Genomic DNA, 15,603 nt, shown 5'->3' with positions numbered 1-15,603 from the left:
ACTATGCTTAACTTTTCACACTTATATTCGCAACTTGGCATTATGGCTTTACCGCTATTAGGCTGCTCATTACTCACTCTTGCCTTGTTACTTGAACGAACCATTCAGCTTTTACTTTTTTCTGGCTGTTCTCATAAAAAAATACAGTCAACGCTAAGTCAATTAGAAAAAGACGATGCACAAGGTATTCACTCCTTTATTCAAGAATTGAAAAAACGTCGTGCTCTCTCAGCAAAAGGTAATGCCATGCTACTTGCTCATCGTGATTTTAAAAAAGGATTACGAGAGGATGTGGCTGGATTATGGCTTCAAGAAAAGCGCCATCAATTGCGTTCTGGATTACGTCTTTTAGCTCTTATTGGCATGATCAGCCCATTACTCGGCTTATTAGGTACGGTTCTTGGCTTGATAGATATGTTTAAAGATGTAGCAGCAACAACGGGGTCTATCACACCAAATATTCTTGCTGATGGTTTAGGGTTAGCAATGCGTACAACGGCAATTGGTTTGATCATTGCCTTACCTGCTATCGCAAGCTCACAACTTCTAGGCTTATGGGCTGATCGTATCTTGTCACGTTTAGAGCATTCATTAAATTACACTAATTTGTGGATTGAAGGTGTATTTAGCTCAAATGATTCAATGAGTGAGAACATCCAACATAAAATCATCAAGGTGAATGCATGATTAAGTCACCTTCCTCTGCTGCTGAAGAATCCATTCAGCCTGATCTGACTCCTTTACTCGATATTATTTTCATCGTAATGGTTTTCTTATTACTCACCGCTACCGTGAAACTTCAATCTTTAGAAGTGAGCTTACCGACTGCAGATACCGAATCGGTAAGTGACGTAGACAGTAAGTCTTTTACCATTAATATATTAGAACAAGCGCCATATTGGGGATTGGATGGTCATTCTTATTCTACTTGGCCTTCTTTTACTAACGCATTACTACAAAAAGTAAAAAGTAAGCCAGATTTTCAAGTGGTTATTGCCTCAGATAAAACAGCTGAAATTCAGCATATGGTGAAATTATTGGCCTTTTTACAAGATAACAATATTAAAGCAACTCAAATTTTAATGGACGAAAATAAATCATGATTAATTCTAAACTTACCTCCTCTTTCTTTGCTATAGCATTGCTTTCATTCTCATCCATTAGTACAGCACAAGAGCGTATTATTAGTGCTGGAAGTGCCGTTACGGAGCTAATTTACGCGCTAGGTGCAGAAGACTCTCTTATTGCCGTTGATGTAACGAGCAAAATGCCGCAGACACAGTCTTTACCTAAAATTGGTTATCACCGTCAATTATCGACAGAAGGGTTATTAGCCTTACAACCAACACAAATTATTGGTTCCGACGAAATGGGGCCTCAAAGTACACTAGATTTGCTTTCTCAATCGAATGTAAAGGTGAATATCGTAAACACCACGCCAACGGTTCAAGGCTTATTAAATCGTATTGACGAAATTGCTTCTATTACTCAGCATCAATCGCAAGCAGAAGCCATCAAGGATCAAGTAAATAAAAAGGTCGCATTACTAAACAGTAATATTCCAAGCAAAGCGAAACAGAAAAAAGTCATTTACCTTTTATTGCATGAAGGCAGAGCACCTTATGTGGCTGGCAGTGATACGACAATGGATGAATTGATCCATTTAGCAGGAGCAAATAACCCTGCAAGCTCATCTATATCATCGTTTAAACCTATTTCAATGGAAGCCATGATCTCAATGCAACCTGACGTTGTTTTAGTCAGCAACCGTAGTATCAAGAAGTTAAAAGGCATTGATAAAATTATCGAATCGATTCCAACCTTAGCCTCCACACCTGCTGGTATTAATAAACAAATTATTGGTATTGATGGCTCAGCACTCGTCGGTGGCCTTGGCTTAGCAACGCTTGATGAGGCTGCTCGTTTGAATACCCTTCTTTACCCTTAAGTGATTATTATGTTGTTAAAATACCTCTCTTATTCAAAATTACTGTGGTTAAGTGGCTTTTCTCTGCTAATTATCGCAGTAAGCTCCATTGCGACAGGACCAATGAACATTACGCTAAGTGATAGTTTTAATAGCCTTATTCCTTGGTCAACCGCTGAAATTCCGGCACACATTAATTTGATCATTCATCAAGTTCGCCTGCCAAGAACCATTCTTTGTATGCTTGTTGGTGCCATATTGGCTATTTCTGGGGTTGTCATGCAGGGGTTATTTCGAAATCCTCTTGCTGAACCTGGGATCATTGGGGTATCGGCTGGGGCCGCACTTGGTGCAGCAATGGCAATCGTATTATTTTCATCCGTTGCTCAGCAATTTCCTATTTTTATGAATTTTGCCGCTGTACCTATTTTTGCTTTTCTTGGTGGCGCAATAACCACGCTCATTGTCTATCGATTAGGAACCAGTAAATTTGGCACCTCAATCACCGTTATGCTACTCGCTGGTGTTGCTATCAGCGCGTTATCTGGTGCTGGAATTGGCTATTTGAATTTCATTGCCGATGATCAAATGCTGCGTGATCTCTCGTTATGGTCTATGGGATCATTAGCCGGAGCAAAGTGGAATGACCTACTGCTTGCAAGTATTGGTCTTATCACCTTGCTTATTTTATTTATGAAAAATGCGTCAGGACTTAACGCCCTACTTCTTGGTGAAGCAGAAGCAAAACATTTAGGCATTAATGTTCAATCATTAAAGAAACGTATGATCATTTTAAGTGCTGTCGGCGTTGGTATTACCGTTAGCTTATCTGGAATGATTGGGTTTATTGGATTAATCATCCCTCACCTTGGTCGTATGCTATCTGGACCAAACCATAAAACCTTACTGCCTCTTTCAGCATTACTTGGCGGCCTTCTATTAACTGCAGCAGATATGTTTGCTCGTGTTGCCGTTAGCCCTGCTGAACTGCCTGTTGGTATCGTGACGGCCATTATTGGTGCGCCTTTCTTTTTGTATTTACTCTTTACCCAACGAGGTAAAATTTAATGAACCTTTCTTCATTAGCTATCTCAGCCAGCAACATTTCCTATCGCATTGGATCTAAAATAATTTTAGATGACATTAACTTAGATCTTCGTTGTGGTGAAGTCACAACACTACTTGGGCCAAATGGTGCCGGAAAAAGTACATTACTAAAATTGTTATGTGATGAAATCGCCTCTTTTAATGACATTCGTTATTTCGGAAAAGCAAAAGATCAATGGGATTGTAACGAACTAGCAACACGACTTGGAGTACTTCCTCAGCACAGTACCCTCTCTTTTGCTTTTAATGTAAATGAAGTGATAGAGCTAGGAGGGTTGCCATTATCGTTATCCAATCAAGCATTACGAGAAATCACATCGAACATGATGCAAAAGACGGGAATAAACCATTTAGCAGAAAGAGCCTACCCCTCTCTATCTGGTGGTGAAAAGCAACGAGTTCATTTAGCGCGAGTGCTAACCCAAGTAAGCCAACATCAGCAGAAAATCGTGATGTTAGATGAACCAACATCAGCGTTAGATCTTTCACATCAACACAATACATTAAAGTTAGCCAGAGAGTTAGCGAACGAAGGTGCTGCGGTTATTGTGGTACTGCATGATTTGAATTTGGCGGCACAATACTCTGATCGAGTCATTGTTCTTCAAGATGGAAAGCTGCAAGCAGACGGAGCGCCATGGGAGGCAATCACAGCAGAAATGATAGAGAATGTTTATGGACACAAAACCTTAGTGCAAGCTCACCCTACGTTGAATTTCCCTGTAGTGTTTGCAGCATAAAGCCCAAAGAGATTTCAAAAAAGAGCCAATATGTTTATGTTGGCTCTTTAAAATTAAATAAAAATACAAAATACAGATTAACGCATTTTAAATATTTCTTTATGAAATGATGCCTCAGGAAGACCATTTGCCATCAAACCTTGCTTTAAACTCATTCCAAACCCTTCAGGTCCGCAAAAACTAACAGAAAATGACTCATTATCAATTTTCTTTAGAATATGCTCAGAGGTTAATCTATAGCCCTTATCTGACTCGATAAGGTGTAATTCAATAAAATCCATCTTACGTAAAATAGTTTTTATTTCCGTACTAAAAAAAGCTTCTTTCTCATTATTTACACAATAAAAAAGGTGAATTTTTTCAATCCTTTTTGTGGTTTTGTCGGTGCTCTTTTGTAACCAATACATTCGAGATAATAATGGTACGATTCCAATTCCGGCCCCTACCCATACTTGGTTCATATCAGATGGGATTTGAAAGTAACCATAACCGCCTTCCACTGTTGCTTTTTTTCCTACTGCAATTTGGTTAACTAATTGATGCGTATAATCCCCAAGATCTTTAATCCCAAACTCAACCAATCTTGTCTTTTCGTTATAATTTAGAATAGAAAATGGATGTGGCGCTTCACCGTCATGAAAATTGATATAAGCAAACTGTCCCTCTTTATATCGCAGTTCACTCTCCAGTTTAATTTGAAGACGAGCCACCACAGTAAATTCAGAATCATCTTTAAATTTAGCAACCTGAACTACTTGACCACCTATTTTATTTTTCTTACCAATAGAACCCGTTAGTGAAAGTATTGCGCACCAAACTGAGATAGCAGAGATAAGTATAATAGCTATATTCATTGGGATTAATGAAAGATCCCATTTGATCAAAAACAGCGTATGAAACACACCAGCCAACATTAATGCTCCACCAATTTTGTGGATCCCTTTAAATTTTTTATAACTGATTCTTTCAACCAAGCTAATGATAGTAAAAAGTATAAAAACCTTAAACGATATATCACCTACTTTCTCTGCAAGAGAAACCCAATCAACACCTGTGATCACTCTCTCTTTTCCTGCATGCGCTGGACGAACAAGCCAACCTAGTTGCACAGCCCAATGCGCAGCTTTAATCACTAACCAGTGCAAGAGCAGTGCAATAAAAGCTGAAATCCCTAATTTTTTATGTAAACCATAAGCCTTATCTAGCCCTTTTACTAATCGTTCTGTCCATTTAAAGCGAGCGGAAAGAACAATAGCGGCGCCCATATAAGCAAAACCAAGCCAACCAGTTAAGACGATTAATTGTTTACGTAAATCCATCACACTATCAAATTCAGTAAGTGATGAAACAAAAGATGGCAGCCATAGCAAAAGCAACAGAACAGTAAATTTACGCATTTTCAATACTCATTAAATGAATCAATTGAGTGAATAATAGGCTTTTGTTTTTAAATCAAAAGTAACTTTACGTTAGTTGTATAAGCTTTACAGAAACTGACAGATAGAAAGGAAATTAGGAAGTTGATGCTTAATATATGAATAAATTGCAGGCATAAAAAAAGGAGAGCTAGTGCTCTCCTTTCTTAGTCTTAAAGCCTTGAAACTGTTCTAATTAAAGAGCAGCTTTCGCTTTTTCAACTAGAGCAGCGAATGCTACTTTGTCGAATACAGCGATGTCAGCTAGGATCTTACGATCGATTTCAATAGATGCTTTCTTAAGACCGTTGATGAAACGGCTGTAAGACATCTCGTTTTGACGAGCTGCAGCATTGATACGAGCGATCCAAAGTTGACGGAAAACACGCTTTTTGTTACGACGGTCACGGTAAGCATATTGACCTGCTTTAGTTACCGCCTGGAAAGCTACACGATAAACACGTGAACGTGCACCGTAGTAACCTTTAGCTTGTTTCAGAACTTTCTTATGACGTGCACGAGCTTGTACACCACGTTTTACGCGAGGCATTATGTCTCTCCTAAACTAAAATTATAAATAAATACTAAAAATTATGCGTATGGAAGCATACGAGCAACTGCTGCTACTTCACATTTTGGAAGTAGAGAGTTAGGACGAAGCTGACGCTTGTTCTTAGTAGTACGTTTAGTCAGGATGTGACGTTTTGTAGCGTGCTTAAATTTGATACCGCCAGCAGTTTTCTTAAAACGCTTAGAAGCACCTTTGTTTGATTTCATCTTAGGCATGATGAATATAACTCCGCATTGTTGCGTGATTAAACATACAGTAATTAGGCGAATAAAACAGGGTAACTGCGAACAGCTACCCTGCTGTATTACTTGAATGCACTAAATTACTTCTTCTTAGGGGCCAACACCATAATCATCTGGCGACCTTCAATTCTCGTTGGGAAAGATTCGACTACTGCAAATTCTTCAGTATCCGCTTTCAAACGATTAAGAACGTCAACACCGATGTTTTGGTGAGCCATTTCGCGGCCACGGAAGCGAATTGTTACCTTCACTTTGTTGCCGTCTTCAAGGAAACCAGTCAGGTTGCGTAGTTTTACCTGATAGTCTCCAATATCAGTTCCAGGTCGGAATTTAATTTCCTTGATCTGAACCTGTTTTTGCTTTTTCTTCTGTTCTTTAGCAGCCTTCGCCTTTTCGAAGAGGAATTTGCCATAGTCCATCACACGACAAACTGGTGGCTCGGCATTTGGGCTGATTTCAACTAAGTCAACACCAGCTTCAAGTGCTGCATCCAGAGCTTCGTTTAGAGAAACGACACCTACTGATTCACCATCTAGGCCTGTTAGGCGCACTTCTTTAACGCCACGAATTTCACCGTTTAGACGATGAGCATTTTGTTTAGCCGGCTGTTGGGCTCTTTTTCCGCCTTTAATACCTTATTCCTCCACAGTATTGAGCGTTCGGGCACTAACTTCTTGCTGCAGGAATGCAACAAAATCATCAATTTTGAATTTACCCAAATCTTTACCTTTACGAGTACGTACTGCAATTTCTCCAGCTTCCATCTCCTGGTCGCCACAAACAAGCATATACGGTACACGCTTCAAAGTATGTTCACGGATTTTAAAGCCAATCTTCTCATTTCTCAAGTCCGCTTTCACTCTAAATCCATTTTTTTGCAGTTTTTTTGCAATTTCTTGTACGTAATCAGCTTGTTTGTCCGTAATTCCCATAACAATTGCTTGTTCAGGAGCTAACCACGTTGGGAAAAAGCCTGCATAGTCTTCGATTAAGATACCAATGAAACGCTCTAGTGAACCTAAAATCGCGCGGTGAATCATCACTGGTGTGTGACGTTCGTTATCTTCACCAACGTAAGTTGCACCTAAACGCTCTGGTAATGCAAAATCAAGCTGTACTGTACCACATTGCCACGCACGGTCCAGACAATCATGCAAAGTAAATTCAATTTTCGGTCCGTAGAACGCACCCTCACCCTCTTGAATCTCGTATGGAATCTCCATTGACTCTAGAGCAAGTTTTAAATCTGACTCAGCACGGTCCCACATTTCATCAGAACCAACGCGTTGTTCTGGACGTGTAGACAGCTTAACTACGATATTATCAAAACCAAATGTCTGATATGTATCATAAACCATTTCAATACAAGATTTAACTTCTTGTTGAACTTGTGCTTCTGTACAGAATACGTGTGCATCATCTTGAGTGAAGCCACGAACACGCATAATGCCGTGTAGAGCACCAGATGGTTCATTACGGTGACATGAGCCAAACTCAGCCATACGTAATGGTAAATCACGGTATGATTTCAGACCTTGGTTAAAGATTTGAACGTGACCTGGACAGTTCATTGGTTTAATTGCGTATTCACGGTTCTCTGAACTTGTTGTGAACATCGCTTCTGCGTATTTGTCCCAGTGACCAGAACGTTCCCAAAGTACGCGGTCCATCATCAATGGGCCTTTTACTTCTTGGTAATCGTACTGAGTTAGTTTTTCACGAACAAATACTTCTAGTTCACGGAAGATAGTCCAACCATTGTGATGCCAGAACACCATACCTGGAGCTTCTTGCTGCATATGGAACAGATCAAGCTGCTTACCAATTTTACGGTGATCACGCTTTGCTGCTTCTTCTAGGCGGATAAGGTGTGCTTTAAGCAACTTCTTATCTTGGAATGCAGTGCCATAGACACGTTGCAGCATTTTGTTGTCACTGTTACCACGCCAATATGCACCAGCAACGTTCAGAATCTTAAAGTTCTGACAGAAGCTCATGTTAGGAACGTGAGGACCACGACACATATCAATGTATTCTTCGTGGTGATATAAACCTGGACGATCGTCTTTAGATACGTTTTCATCAAGGATTTCAATCTTGTAAGTTTCACCGCGTGCTTCAAAAGTATCACGCGCTTCTTGCCAGCTTACGTTCTTCTTAATTACTTGGTACTTGGTCTTAGCAAGATCCTTCATACGCTTTTCAATCTTATCAAGATCTTCTTGCGTTAAAGAGTGCTCCATATCGATATCGTAGTAGAAACCGTTATCGATTGTTGGACCAATCGCCATCTTAGCTTCAGGGAAAAGCTGCTTAACTGCGTGACCTAAAAGGTGCGCACAAGAGTGACGAATGATTTCTAAACCGTCTTCATCTTTTGCTGTGATGATTTCAAGTTGAGCGTCATTTTCAATTAAATCGCACGCATCAACACGAACACCATCAACACGACCAGCGATACAAGCTTTCGCAAGACCTGGACCGATGTCAGCAGCGACATCCATAGTTGAAACAGCGTTATCGAATTGACGTTGAGAACCGTCTGGAAGAGTAATTACAGGCATGTTTTATCCTTTACAGTGGTGTTGCACACGAAGCAACACATGCTAAAAATTAATAAACGAAAAATACGTTGTATATAGAATTGTTGTGAGAATCAATCAACCACACAAAGGTCGGGAATACTCACAAGAGCGCTATTGTACGTTTCTTAACTCATTAATGCAAAAAAAGAATCAAGATCACAAAAATGATATTTCCCAGTTATTTGATTCTCGCTTCATTTCCATACAGAATAATGCAATAACTCAACAGACCTATGATATTTATGTGTGAAATATTTGCTCATCAGCCAACTGAAAACTACCAATTCATCACTCGCTCTATTCGAATTGATGGCCATGCTACCAGTGTAAAACTAGAAGCCAGCTTTTGGGAAACACTTGAAGAAATTGCTGAGTACCAAGGTTTAAGTGTCCCTCGATTTATTTCAACAATATACAAAGAAGCATTAGAACATAACGGAGAGGTCACTAATTTTGCCTCGTTACTTCGTTGCGCTTGTCTAATTTATTCACGTAAACCCCAAGAAACACTCTTAACTCTTTAATGACACATTAATTTTAATAGATTTATCATTTGTCGTACTCACGTACTACCACCCTACTTCAAACTCTCATTATGATGTTCTCGTTCACAAGGAGAACCCATGACAAAACTAATACATAGCATGGTGAGAGTGCATGACTTATCTGCCTCCATCAAATTCTACCGTGATGCACTAGAACTAGATATCGTGAATCAATATCACTTTGATGATTTTTCACTGACTTACCTTGCTAATTCTGAAACAGGATTCGAACTCGAATTAACTCATAACCACAATCAAGATGAATCCTATGTTCACGGCAACGGGTATGGGCATATCGCAGTAAGTGTGGATTGTATTCACACGGCACATAAGCGCCTAAATACATATGGTATTAACACTTCAGACATTAAATCATTTGGTCATGAAGGTGTGTTATTAGCGACGTTCTTTTTCGTTATTGATCCTGACGGCTACAAGATTGAATTTATTCAACGAGCTGGTCGTTATTTATAATAAATAAATTGGAGAAACAAAATGATTCACTTGACTGCACAGTTCTGCGCTAAAGCTGGAAAAGAAGAAGCATTACATCAACTACTAACAGCAATATTAGCTCCTACTCGTAACGAAAAAGGCTGTCTTCGCTATTGTTTATTTCAAGACCAATCAGATAACCATAAATTTTTATTTCAAGAACAGTTTGCTGACCAAAATGCTTTTGATTCACATTGTAAAGAAACACATTTTACTGATTTGATTGCTAACCTTGATGGTCTTTTAGAAGAAGAACCAAAAATAACGTTTTATAATGCTATAGAAGCATAAAACAAATAAAGCTCTCTAAATGTAGAGAGCTTTATTAATGCATTTAATCTTTTTATTTACACCGTACTTCGTCAATCTTTATACGCGTAAAATTCGTTGCACGGCATTATTTATTTCAGCACTAGACGCATTTAAGCCTAAAGAAAATGAAATGTATTGATCACCACGATTAAACCCAAGTGAACGATCGACCTCAGCTAAACAATGAAGAACACTGCCATCTAAGATAAATGACAATTCAATTTCTTTCTTATTAATAAAACCACTACTTCTAAATTCAATTTCTTGGTAACAACCAGAGTGAGATTTGAAGTGGCCTCCGTTTAAAAAGCCCTTTTCAACATCGGCTTTTACCATACTAAAGCCTGCTTGCTCAACTTGCTGAATAATCGATCCAGCGACTGGTAATGGTTTTACAATCAATAGATCTCGATCCGTTGGGTCCAATGCATAATCAATATCTAATACCGTTTCAACCCATACGTCGCAGTGATTATTGCGAACATTCAATGCAGTAATTGGGGTTTCATCAGGTAACTTAATCGTAAATGGTAATTTTTTCTGCTCACCAGCTTGGATAATAAATGGATTAACCGCTTGTGTATGGAATAGAGTAAATGTTTGATAACTCACACCATTATCATTTTCAATTTTAATCTCTGTGTTCAGCTTGATATGAATAGCATCAATTTTCTGCTCTATATCACCACCTTGAATATGAACAGCACCGATAAGCTTATCCCCTTGGAAAAGCTCTGGATTTTCTAAAATGGTATCCACTTTTGCGGCACCAATGCCAAGAGACGCTTTTAATTTTTTAAACATCCGTAAATTCCTTTTAGCTATTAAGAGCTAATAATCTTAATTTTAGAGATTAAGTTCCTAATATTTGCATAGGTAATTGCAATAAAGCATCACCGCTACTTGCAAAATACCAAATAATACCAATTAAAGAACTCACTAACCCTATATACCAAACCGATGAAATAATTTGTCCGTATCGATCCAGTGGTAATAAATGACTTTGATGACGACCTCGCCACTCAAATACAATCTCTAAGCTCCCCATAATAAGTAAAAAACCAAATAGTGCTAGGCCTAATTGGTAACTTAATATGACACCACCAACTGCAGCAAGTGCACATAAAAAAATACCAAGCTTACTGTTCATTGAAAAGCTAATACTTTTTAAAACGTGCCCACCATCTAATGGGAGTATTGGTAATAAATTAAATAAATTTAAGAATGCATTAAATACAGCAAGACCAGCAAAGAACATCTCCCCTGTTATCCAATATACCACCATAAGAATAAGCGAAAGGATTAAACCAAAAAATGGCCCCATAATCGAGATAACAACATCTTGCCATCGCGTATTTATCTTCTCATCACTCAGAGCTAAACCGCCTAAAAATGGTATAAGGTAAATACCTTTGGTTTTCATTCCAAAATATTTCATCGCTTTTATATGTCCATACTCATGAAACATCAAACAGGCGATCAAAGATAAAGCGAATTCAATAGAGAATAACCACGAGTATGCAGCAAGACTTGCAGAAGCTAAAACAACCTTAATTAATTTGGCACTTTTTAATGCCTTCATTCCTAATGAAACTAACCCTATTAAACTGAATTTACGCTCGGCTTTAATAGGAGTATGCGGAACCTGTTTTTCAATGTCTTTTTCGTTACGGCTGCCTTCTGCTACTAACTCACCATCAATCATTACGCAGTATTCAATAAGGAATGGTTGCCAAGTCACTTTGGCCTCTAACTGACAAGTGATGATTTTTTCACCTTGAGTTAACTGAAACTCATGATGATAGTGATCATTATGATCAGCTGATGCAGCGTGTTGAGCAACGAGAGTATTACTCCAAAATAATTGCTGCCAACCTGCCATTGAGCCTTCTAAACGAAGTGGCTGACCTAAAAAGTCGATAGATAATAATTCCATTATTGACCTCTATTCCCTTTAAACTAAATGATAAGAGATAACGTAAAGTTGACCTTTATTCGGGTAAATTTCTTCGATAATATTTTTAAGTTCTTCTAATGTCATATTCTCTTGTTCAGCATGGTACTGATTAAGATCATCAAAATTGATTGGTTCAACGTTATCGATAGCTAATCGGCAAAAACGACGATTGTCTTCATAAGTGCTAACTTCAACTTCGGTTCCAACCACATAATCCTTTTCTGATTCATCACGAATTGTGATCACTTTCTTACCCGATAAAATATCTGATTCAAAACGCTCAAAAAACGTCATTTCTGTTGGTGCTGTTTTCATTGTGTTTTCCTAATACAATTCGAGCTGCGACAATGCAGCTCGAAAATTAACAATTAATAAAATGGAGTTCATTATCCAAAGCAGTAATTTGCCCAATGTGCTAATCCCGCTGTAACCGAACCAAAATAATTACCACCAACAATCTCAATGTTTGGTAATTGCTGCTGTAATGCTGAACGCAGAATTGGAGAACGAGCAGAACCGCCAGTTACATAAATAATATCTGGTGTCGTACCAGCTTGAACAATCGCTTCTTTAATCAACTTATTAATGTTCTCTTGTGGTTTCGCAATTGCTTCTGCTAAACATTGTTGAGAAATATTCAATGTTAAACCGTCATCAAGATAACTTAAATCTACCGCTTTCTCAGCGTATTCTGACAACGCTATTTTCGTTTGCTCTGCATCGCGTAGCAGTTTGTAACTTAACTTTTCATCATAAAGTTTAATTAAACGTGCAACTTTTTCTGGCTCTTGAGTATCATTAAGCATCTGCATTAAATGTTTACGGTTACCAAAACCAAAGAAGTCCAATTGAGCAACAATGTTGTTAATGGCTATTGGGTTCCAAAACTGCGTCATTGGTAATTCTAAACCTTTATGAGTTCGACTTTGTGAACCAAGTAAAGGCATAAACTGGCGGTGTGCTAGGTAAATGTCTAAGTCGTTACCACCAATACGAGAACCACTGTGAGATAAGATCCCTTTCGTTCTATCATGGTGTTCACGCCAAGACGGCCCCATTTGAATCATTGAACAGTCCGTAGTACCACCACCGATATCAACAATCAGAACCGTTTTGTCTTCTGTTAATGTTTGTTCAAAGTCTAAACCTGCCGCTACTGGCTCAAATTGAAACTCAATATTTTTAAAACCCACACGCATTGCTGCACGTGACAAAATTGAGATTGCTTGTGCATTAGCTTCGTCACTTGCTGCGCCTTGGAAGTTAATTGGGCGGCCAATTACTGTCGACGTAATATCTTGCTGTAGTTCTTGCTCTGCATTGTTCTTGATGTTTTTCATCATTGCAGTAACAAGATCCTCAAATAAACTCACTTGTACATCACGTAAACCAGATACACCTAAGAATGATTTTGGTGATTTTACGTAATACACTTCTTCAGGATCTTCGATGTACATATTTAATGCTGCTTGACCAAATGTCATCGACTCAGCATCAACATCGATATCTTCTTCACGATTGTATGAAATTGCGGTATGGAGCAAACGTTCATTTATATCGGTACTTGGCTGAACACCCCAAATACGAAATAGATATTCAGAAACCGCTTCACGAGTAGGTGCACATAACGCAGAAGGAATAAATGTGTTATCTCCTTCTAGTTTTAGTAATTTTGTTTGGTTATTTTGAATGGTCGCAACTGAACAGTTAGCGGTTCCGTAGTCAAATCCAATAAACATTGTGGTACACCTAGCATTATTAAAAGGGAGCTGATTTTACTCGCTTGTACACCATTTGCCAATTAAAATGAGAAAGATGCTGCGATTCCAACTTGTTCATCACTGATCACTGGTGCAATCATGACGCTATTTGAATCAAGGTACTTATCGGTAACCAAATATTGAATGGTTGTCGCCAATACTGCACCGGCAATTACATCACGCCAATAATGGTGTTCATTCTCTACACGTGAATATCCAACTAAACTCGCCCCTATATAAGCAGGAACCCCATATTCCCAACCATAACGGAACTGTAAGTATGAAGCACCTTGGAATGCAGACGATGAATGCCCAGATGGAAAACTTAAATTGTCCTCTCCATTCGGTCGCTCCTCTTTTACCGTATATTTTAACGCTTGTGTTGCAGCTAAAGTATAAGTAGCACCTTTAGCAAACATCCAAAAGCCATCGTAATCTTCTTTATATAAAGCTATCGAGCCTGCAATAACAGGAATCCCAACCGCACCAATGTCTGCAGCGAGATCTCCAGATTGCTTTTCTTCTGCTTGAGCACGGTAACTTGGTGCCATTAATGAAAAAACTAGCCCTACCGTTATTAACGATTTCATTCCTTAACCTTACGTGTTCAACCTTAGATAAAATCAATACATTGGTTGATGTGAGTACTTCACTTGTGATTATATCGAGATAATCGTGAAGTAAATGTCAATTTTTCTACATTTTGAAACGTTTAACTGATTGTTTTTACGTTTATTCACACTGGATAGACCATTAGATGAGAAGAGATTGGTTATACTAGCCGAGTTATTTCATTAGCTAGGTTTTTACCAAATTTATTATGCAGTTAAATCAATATTTTTCAGAAACAGATAACTCATTTGAATTCACACGCCAACAAGCAAGCGATTTTGCGAAAAAAGTGGCTGGTGATTTTAACCCAATTCATGATGTGGATTCTAAGCGTTTCTGTGTTCCAGGTGATTTATTATTTGCAGTTTTATTATCCAAAACTGGCATCAGTAATAAAATGCACTTCGATTTTGCAGGTATGGTATCTAACGGTACAGCATTACATATTAACCACACAGAGCAAGGTGAATACTCGCTTTCAGACGATAATGATAAAGTATACCTTCACGTAAGCCGTAGCGGTGAAAAAAATCTTAACCCTGAGTTTATTGAGCATGTTGTAAAACAATATGTTCAATTTTCAGGAATGAACTTCCCTCATATCATGGTTCCATTAATGGAAGAAAAACAATTAATGATTAATTGCCAGCGCCCATTAGTAATTTATGAAAGCATGGATATCGAATTTACTCGATTAGATATTGCAGCGCCTAGTGTTGAATTCACTGGTGCAACCATGGATATCGAAGGGAAACGTGGCATTGTTAAGTTAAACTTTAAATTTACTGAAAACGGTGAAGAAGTGGGTCATGGTACTAAGCGAATGATAGCGACGGGTTTAAAGGCTTACGATCAAGCTTCTATCGATGACTTAGTCGAGCGATTTGTTGCTCTAAAAACCGCTTATAATAACTAAAATTTATAAAATAAATAATGACTTATAAAAGAGTGCTTCCGCACTCTTTTTTATTTTCAAAAAGATAATCTAGATCACAATCTGCATTATTGTTTTACGAGCCATATCATATCATACTCCTTTATAGGTATCTCATTAATGAAATTTATGTATCTCATTAACACCGTAAAGTTGGCTAGAATGAAAACAATAATAAAAGATGAAAGACAAATTAAATTACAACAAGCTGCTTTAAACGTAATTCCTGATAAAACTCATTTACGTTTAATTAATGCTCATTATTCATGTGGCGAATGCTATGCTGCGTGGTTTGGTCCACCTGTTTGTATTTCTTGTGGCAAAAAAACGTTTGTTATTGCCTCAAACTTATATTCAGAACAAGGCATTTTCGACGTTTTTTAATGTCTCGTCCTAAAATA

At 38.2% G+C, this 15,603-nt stretch carries 20 protein-coding genes; 10 read left to right on the top strand and 10 right to left on the bottom strand.

Annotated features, from left to right (window positions below):
- Positions 1-3 precede the first annotated feature (3 nt).
- Genes AVFI_RS06275 through AVFI_RS06255 form a run of 5 tightly spaced genes read left to right on the top strand, consistent with a single transcriptional unit; the run spans position 4 to position 3,774 of the window.
- Positions 4-687, top strand: a complete 684-nt coding sequence (locus AVFI_RS06275; protein WP_155661613.1) for a MotA/TolQ/ExbB proton channel family protein — start codon at positions 4-6, stop codon at positions 685-687.
- The gene (locus tag AVFI_RS06270; RefSeq protein WP_054775364.1) at positions 684-1,103 is read left to right on the top strand and encodes an ExbD/TolR family protein; all 420 of its coding nucleotides are present in this window, start codon (positions 684-686) and stop codon (positions 1,101-1,103) included. Before AVFI_RS06275 ends, AVFI_RS06270 begins: the two co-directional genes overlap by 4 nt.
- Positions 1,100-1,948, top strand: a complete 849-nt coding sequence (locus tag AVFI_RS06265; protein WP_155661614.1) for a heme/hemin ABC transporter substrate-binding protein — start codon at positions 1,100-1,102, stop codon at positions 1,946-1,948. Before AVFI_RS06270 ends, AVFI_RS06265 begins: the two co-directional genes overlap by 4 nt.
- Before the next feature lie 9 nt (positions 1,949-1,957).
- Positions 1,958-2,995: a FecCD family ABC transporter permease gene (locus tag AVFI_RS06260; protein ID WP_054775363.1), complete on the top strand. Its 1,038-nt coding sequence runs from the start codon at positions 1,958-1,960 to the stop codon at positions 2,993-2,995.
- The gene (locus AVFI_RS06255) at positions 2,995-3,774 is read left to right on the top strand and encodes a heme ABC transporter ATP-binding protein (protein ID WP_054775362.1); all 780 of its coding nucleotides are present in this window, start codon (positions 2,995-2,997) and stop codon (positions 3,772-3,774) included. The genes AVFI_RS06260 and AVFI_RS06255 overlap by 1 nt, the downstream gene beginning before the upstream one ends.
- 77 nt (positions 3,775-3,851) lie before the next feature.
- On the opposite strand, the gene AVFI_RS06250 is transcribed toward AVFI_RS06255, so the two are convergent.
- From AVFI_RS06250 to thrS, 5 genes are all read right to left on the bottom strand, one after another.
- Positions 3,852-5,171 carry a ferredoxin reductase family protein gene (locus tag AVFI_RS06250; protein WP_188863456.1) on the bottom strand — a complete coding sequence of 440 codons (1,320 nt, stop codon included), beginning with the start codon at positions 5,169-5,171 and terminating at the stop codon, positions 3,852-3,854.
- A gap of 214 nt (positions 5,172-5,385) precedes the next feature.
- Positions 5,386-5,739: a 50S ribosomal protein L20 gene (rplT, locus tag AVFI_RS06245; RefSeq protein WP_005419081.1), complete on the bottom strand. Its 354-nt coding sequence runs from the start codon at positions 5,737-5,739 to the stop codon at positions 5,386-5,388.
- Positions 5,740-5,780: 41 nt separating this feature from the next.
- Positions 5,781-5,975, bottom strand: a complete 195-nt coding sequence (gene rpmI, locus AVFI_RS06240) for a 50S ribosomal protein L35 (protein WP_005419080.1) — start codon at positions 5,973-5,975, stop codon at positions 5,781-5,783.
- Positions 5,976-6,082: 107 nt separating this feature from the next.
- Positions 6,083-6,553, bottom strand: coding sequence for a translation initiation factor IF-3 (infC, locus tag AVFI_RS06235; protein WP_005419079.1), 471 nt, complete (start codon positions 6,551-6,553; stop codon positions 6,083-6,085).
- Between the two features lie 84 nt (positions 6,554-6,637).
- On the bottom strand, positions 6,638-8,566 hold the full coding sequence (gene thrS / locus AVFI_RS06230) for a threonine--tRNA ligase (RefSeq protein ID WP_011261833.1): 1,929 nt from the start codon (positions 8,564-8,566) through the stop codon (positions 6,638-6,640).
- A gap of 263 nt (positions 8,567-8,829) precedes the next feature.
- On the opposite strand from thrS, the gene AVFI_RS06225 reads away from it, so the two are divergent.
- The 3 genes from AVFI_RS06225 to AVFI_RS06215 all read left to right on the top strand — a co-directional run bounded on the left by AVFI_RS06225 (position 8,830) and on the right by AVFI_RS06215 (position 9,918).
- Positions 8,830-9,111 (top strand): ribbon-helix-helix domain-containing protein, encoded by a 282-nt coding sequence (locus AVFI_RS06225; protein WP_012533207.1) that lies wholly within the window; start codon positions 8,830-8,832, stop codon positions 9,109-9,111.
- Positions 9,112-9,210: 99 nt separating this feature from the next.
- A complete protein-coding gene (locus tag AVFI_RS06220; RefSeq protein WP_054775360.1) occupies positions 9,211-9,606 on the top strand; it encodes a glyoxalase superfamily protein in 396 nt (131 codons plus the stop codon).
- Between the two features lie 21 nt (positions 9,607-9,627).
- Positions 9,628-9,918 carry a putative quinol monooxygenase gene (locus AVFI_RS06215; protein WP_054775359.1) on the top strand — a complete coding sequence of 97 codons (291 nt, stop codon included), beginning with the start codon at positions 9,628-9,630 and terminating at the stop codon, positions 9,916-9,918.
- A 78-nt stretch (positions 9,919-9,996) separates the two neighbouring features.
- On the opposite strand, the gene AVFI_RS06210 is transcribed toward AVFI_RS06215, so the two are convergent.
- The 5 genes from AVFI_RS06210 to AVFI_RS06190 form a co-directional block, all read right to left on the bottom strand.
- Positions 9,997-10,743 (bottom strand): sporulation protein, encoded by a 747-nt coding sequence (locus AVFI_RS06210; RefSeq protein WP_188863457.1) that lies wholly within the window; start codon positions 10,741-10,743, stop codon positions 9,997-9,999.
- A gap of 49 nt (positions 10,744-10,792) precedes the next feature.
- A complete protein-coding gene (locus AVFI_RS06205; protein ID WP_188863458.1) occupies positions 10,793-11,875 on the bottom strand; it encodes a site-2 protease family protein in 1,083 nt (360 codons plus the stop codon).
- Positions 11,876-11,893: 18 nt separating this feature from the next.
- The gene (gene yqfB, locus AVFI_RS06200) at positions 11,894-12,211 is read right to left on the bottom strand and encodes a N(4)-acetylcytidine aminohydrolase (RefSeq protein WP_012533341.1); all 318 of its coding nucleotides are present in this window, start codon (positions 12,209-12,211) and stop codon (positions 11,894-11,896) included.
- A 71-nt stretch (positions 12,212-12,282) separates the two neighbouring features.
- Entirely contained in the window at positions 12,283-13,635 is a 1,353-nt protein-coding gene (gene yegD, locus AVFI_RS06195) for a molecular chaperone (protein ID WP_054775358.1), read from the bottom strand.
- A 62-nt stretch (positions 13,636-13,697) separates the two neighbouring features.
- The gene (locus AVFI_RS06190; protein WP_054775357.1) at positions 13,698-14,246 is read right to left on the bottom strand and encodes a phosphatase PAP2 family protein; all 549 of its coding nucleotides are present in this window, start codon (positions 14,244-14,246) and stop codon (positions 13,698-13,700) included.
- Between the two features lie 230 nt (positions 14,247-14,476).
- On the opposite strand from AVFI_RS06190, the gene AVFI_RS06185 reads away from it, so the two are divergent.
- Both AVFI_RS06185 and AVFI_RS06180 read left to right on the top strand, forming a co-directional pair.
- Positions 14,477-15,184, top strand: a complete 708-nt coding sequence (locus tag AVFI_RS06185) for a DUF3581 domain-containing protein (RefSeq protein WP_012533360.1) — start codon at positions 14,477-14,479, stop codon at positions 15,182-15,184.
- Between the two features lie 180 nt (positions 15,185-15,364).
- The gene (locus tag AVFI_RS06180; RefSeq protein ID WP_005419057.1) at positions 15,365-15,586 is read left to right on the top strand and encodes a hypothetical protein; all 222 of its coding nucleotides are present in this window, start codon (positions 15,365-15,367) and stop codon (positions 15,584-15,586) included.
- Positions 15,587-15,603: the final 17 nt, after the last annotated feature.

It is taken from the genome of Aliivibrio fischeri ATCC 7744 = JCM 18803 = DSM 507 (assembly GCF_023983475.1).
Taxonomy (GTDB): domain Bacteria; phylum Pseudomonadota; class Gammaproteobacteria; order Enterobacterales; family Vibrionaceae; genus Aliivibrio; species Aliivibrio fischeri.
The sequence above is the reverse complement of the archived record's forward strand: the minus strand, read 5'-3'. Positions and strand labels throughout refer to the sequence as shown.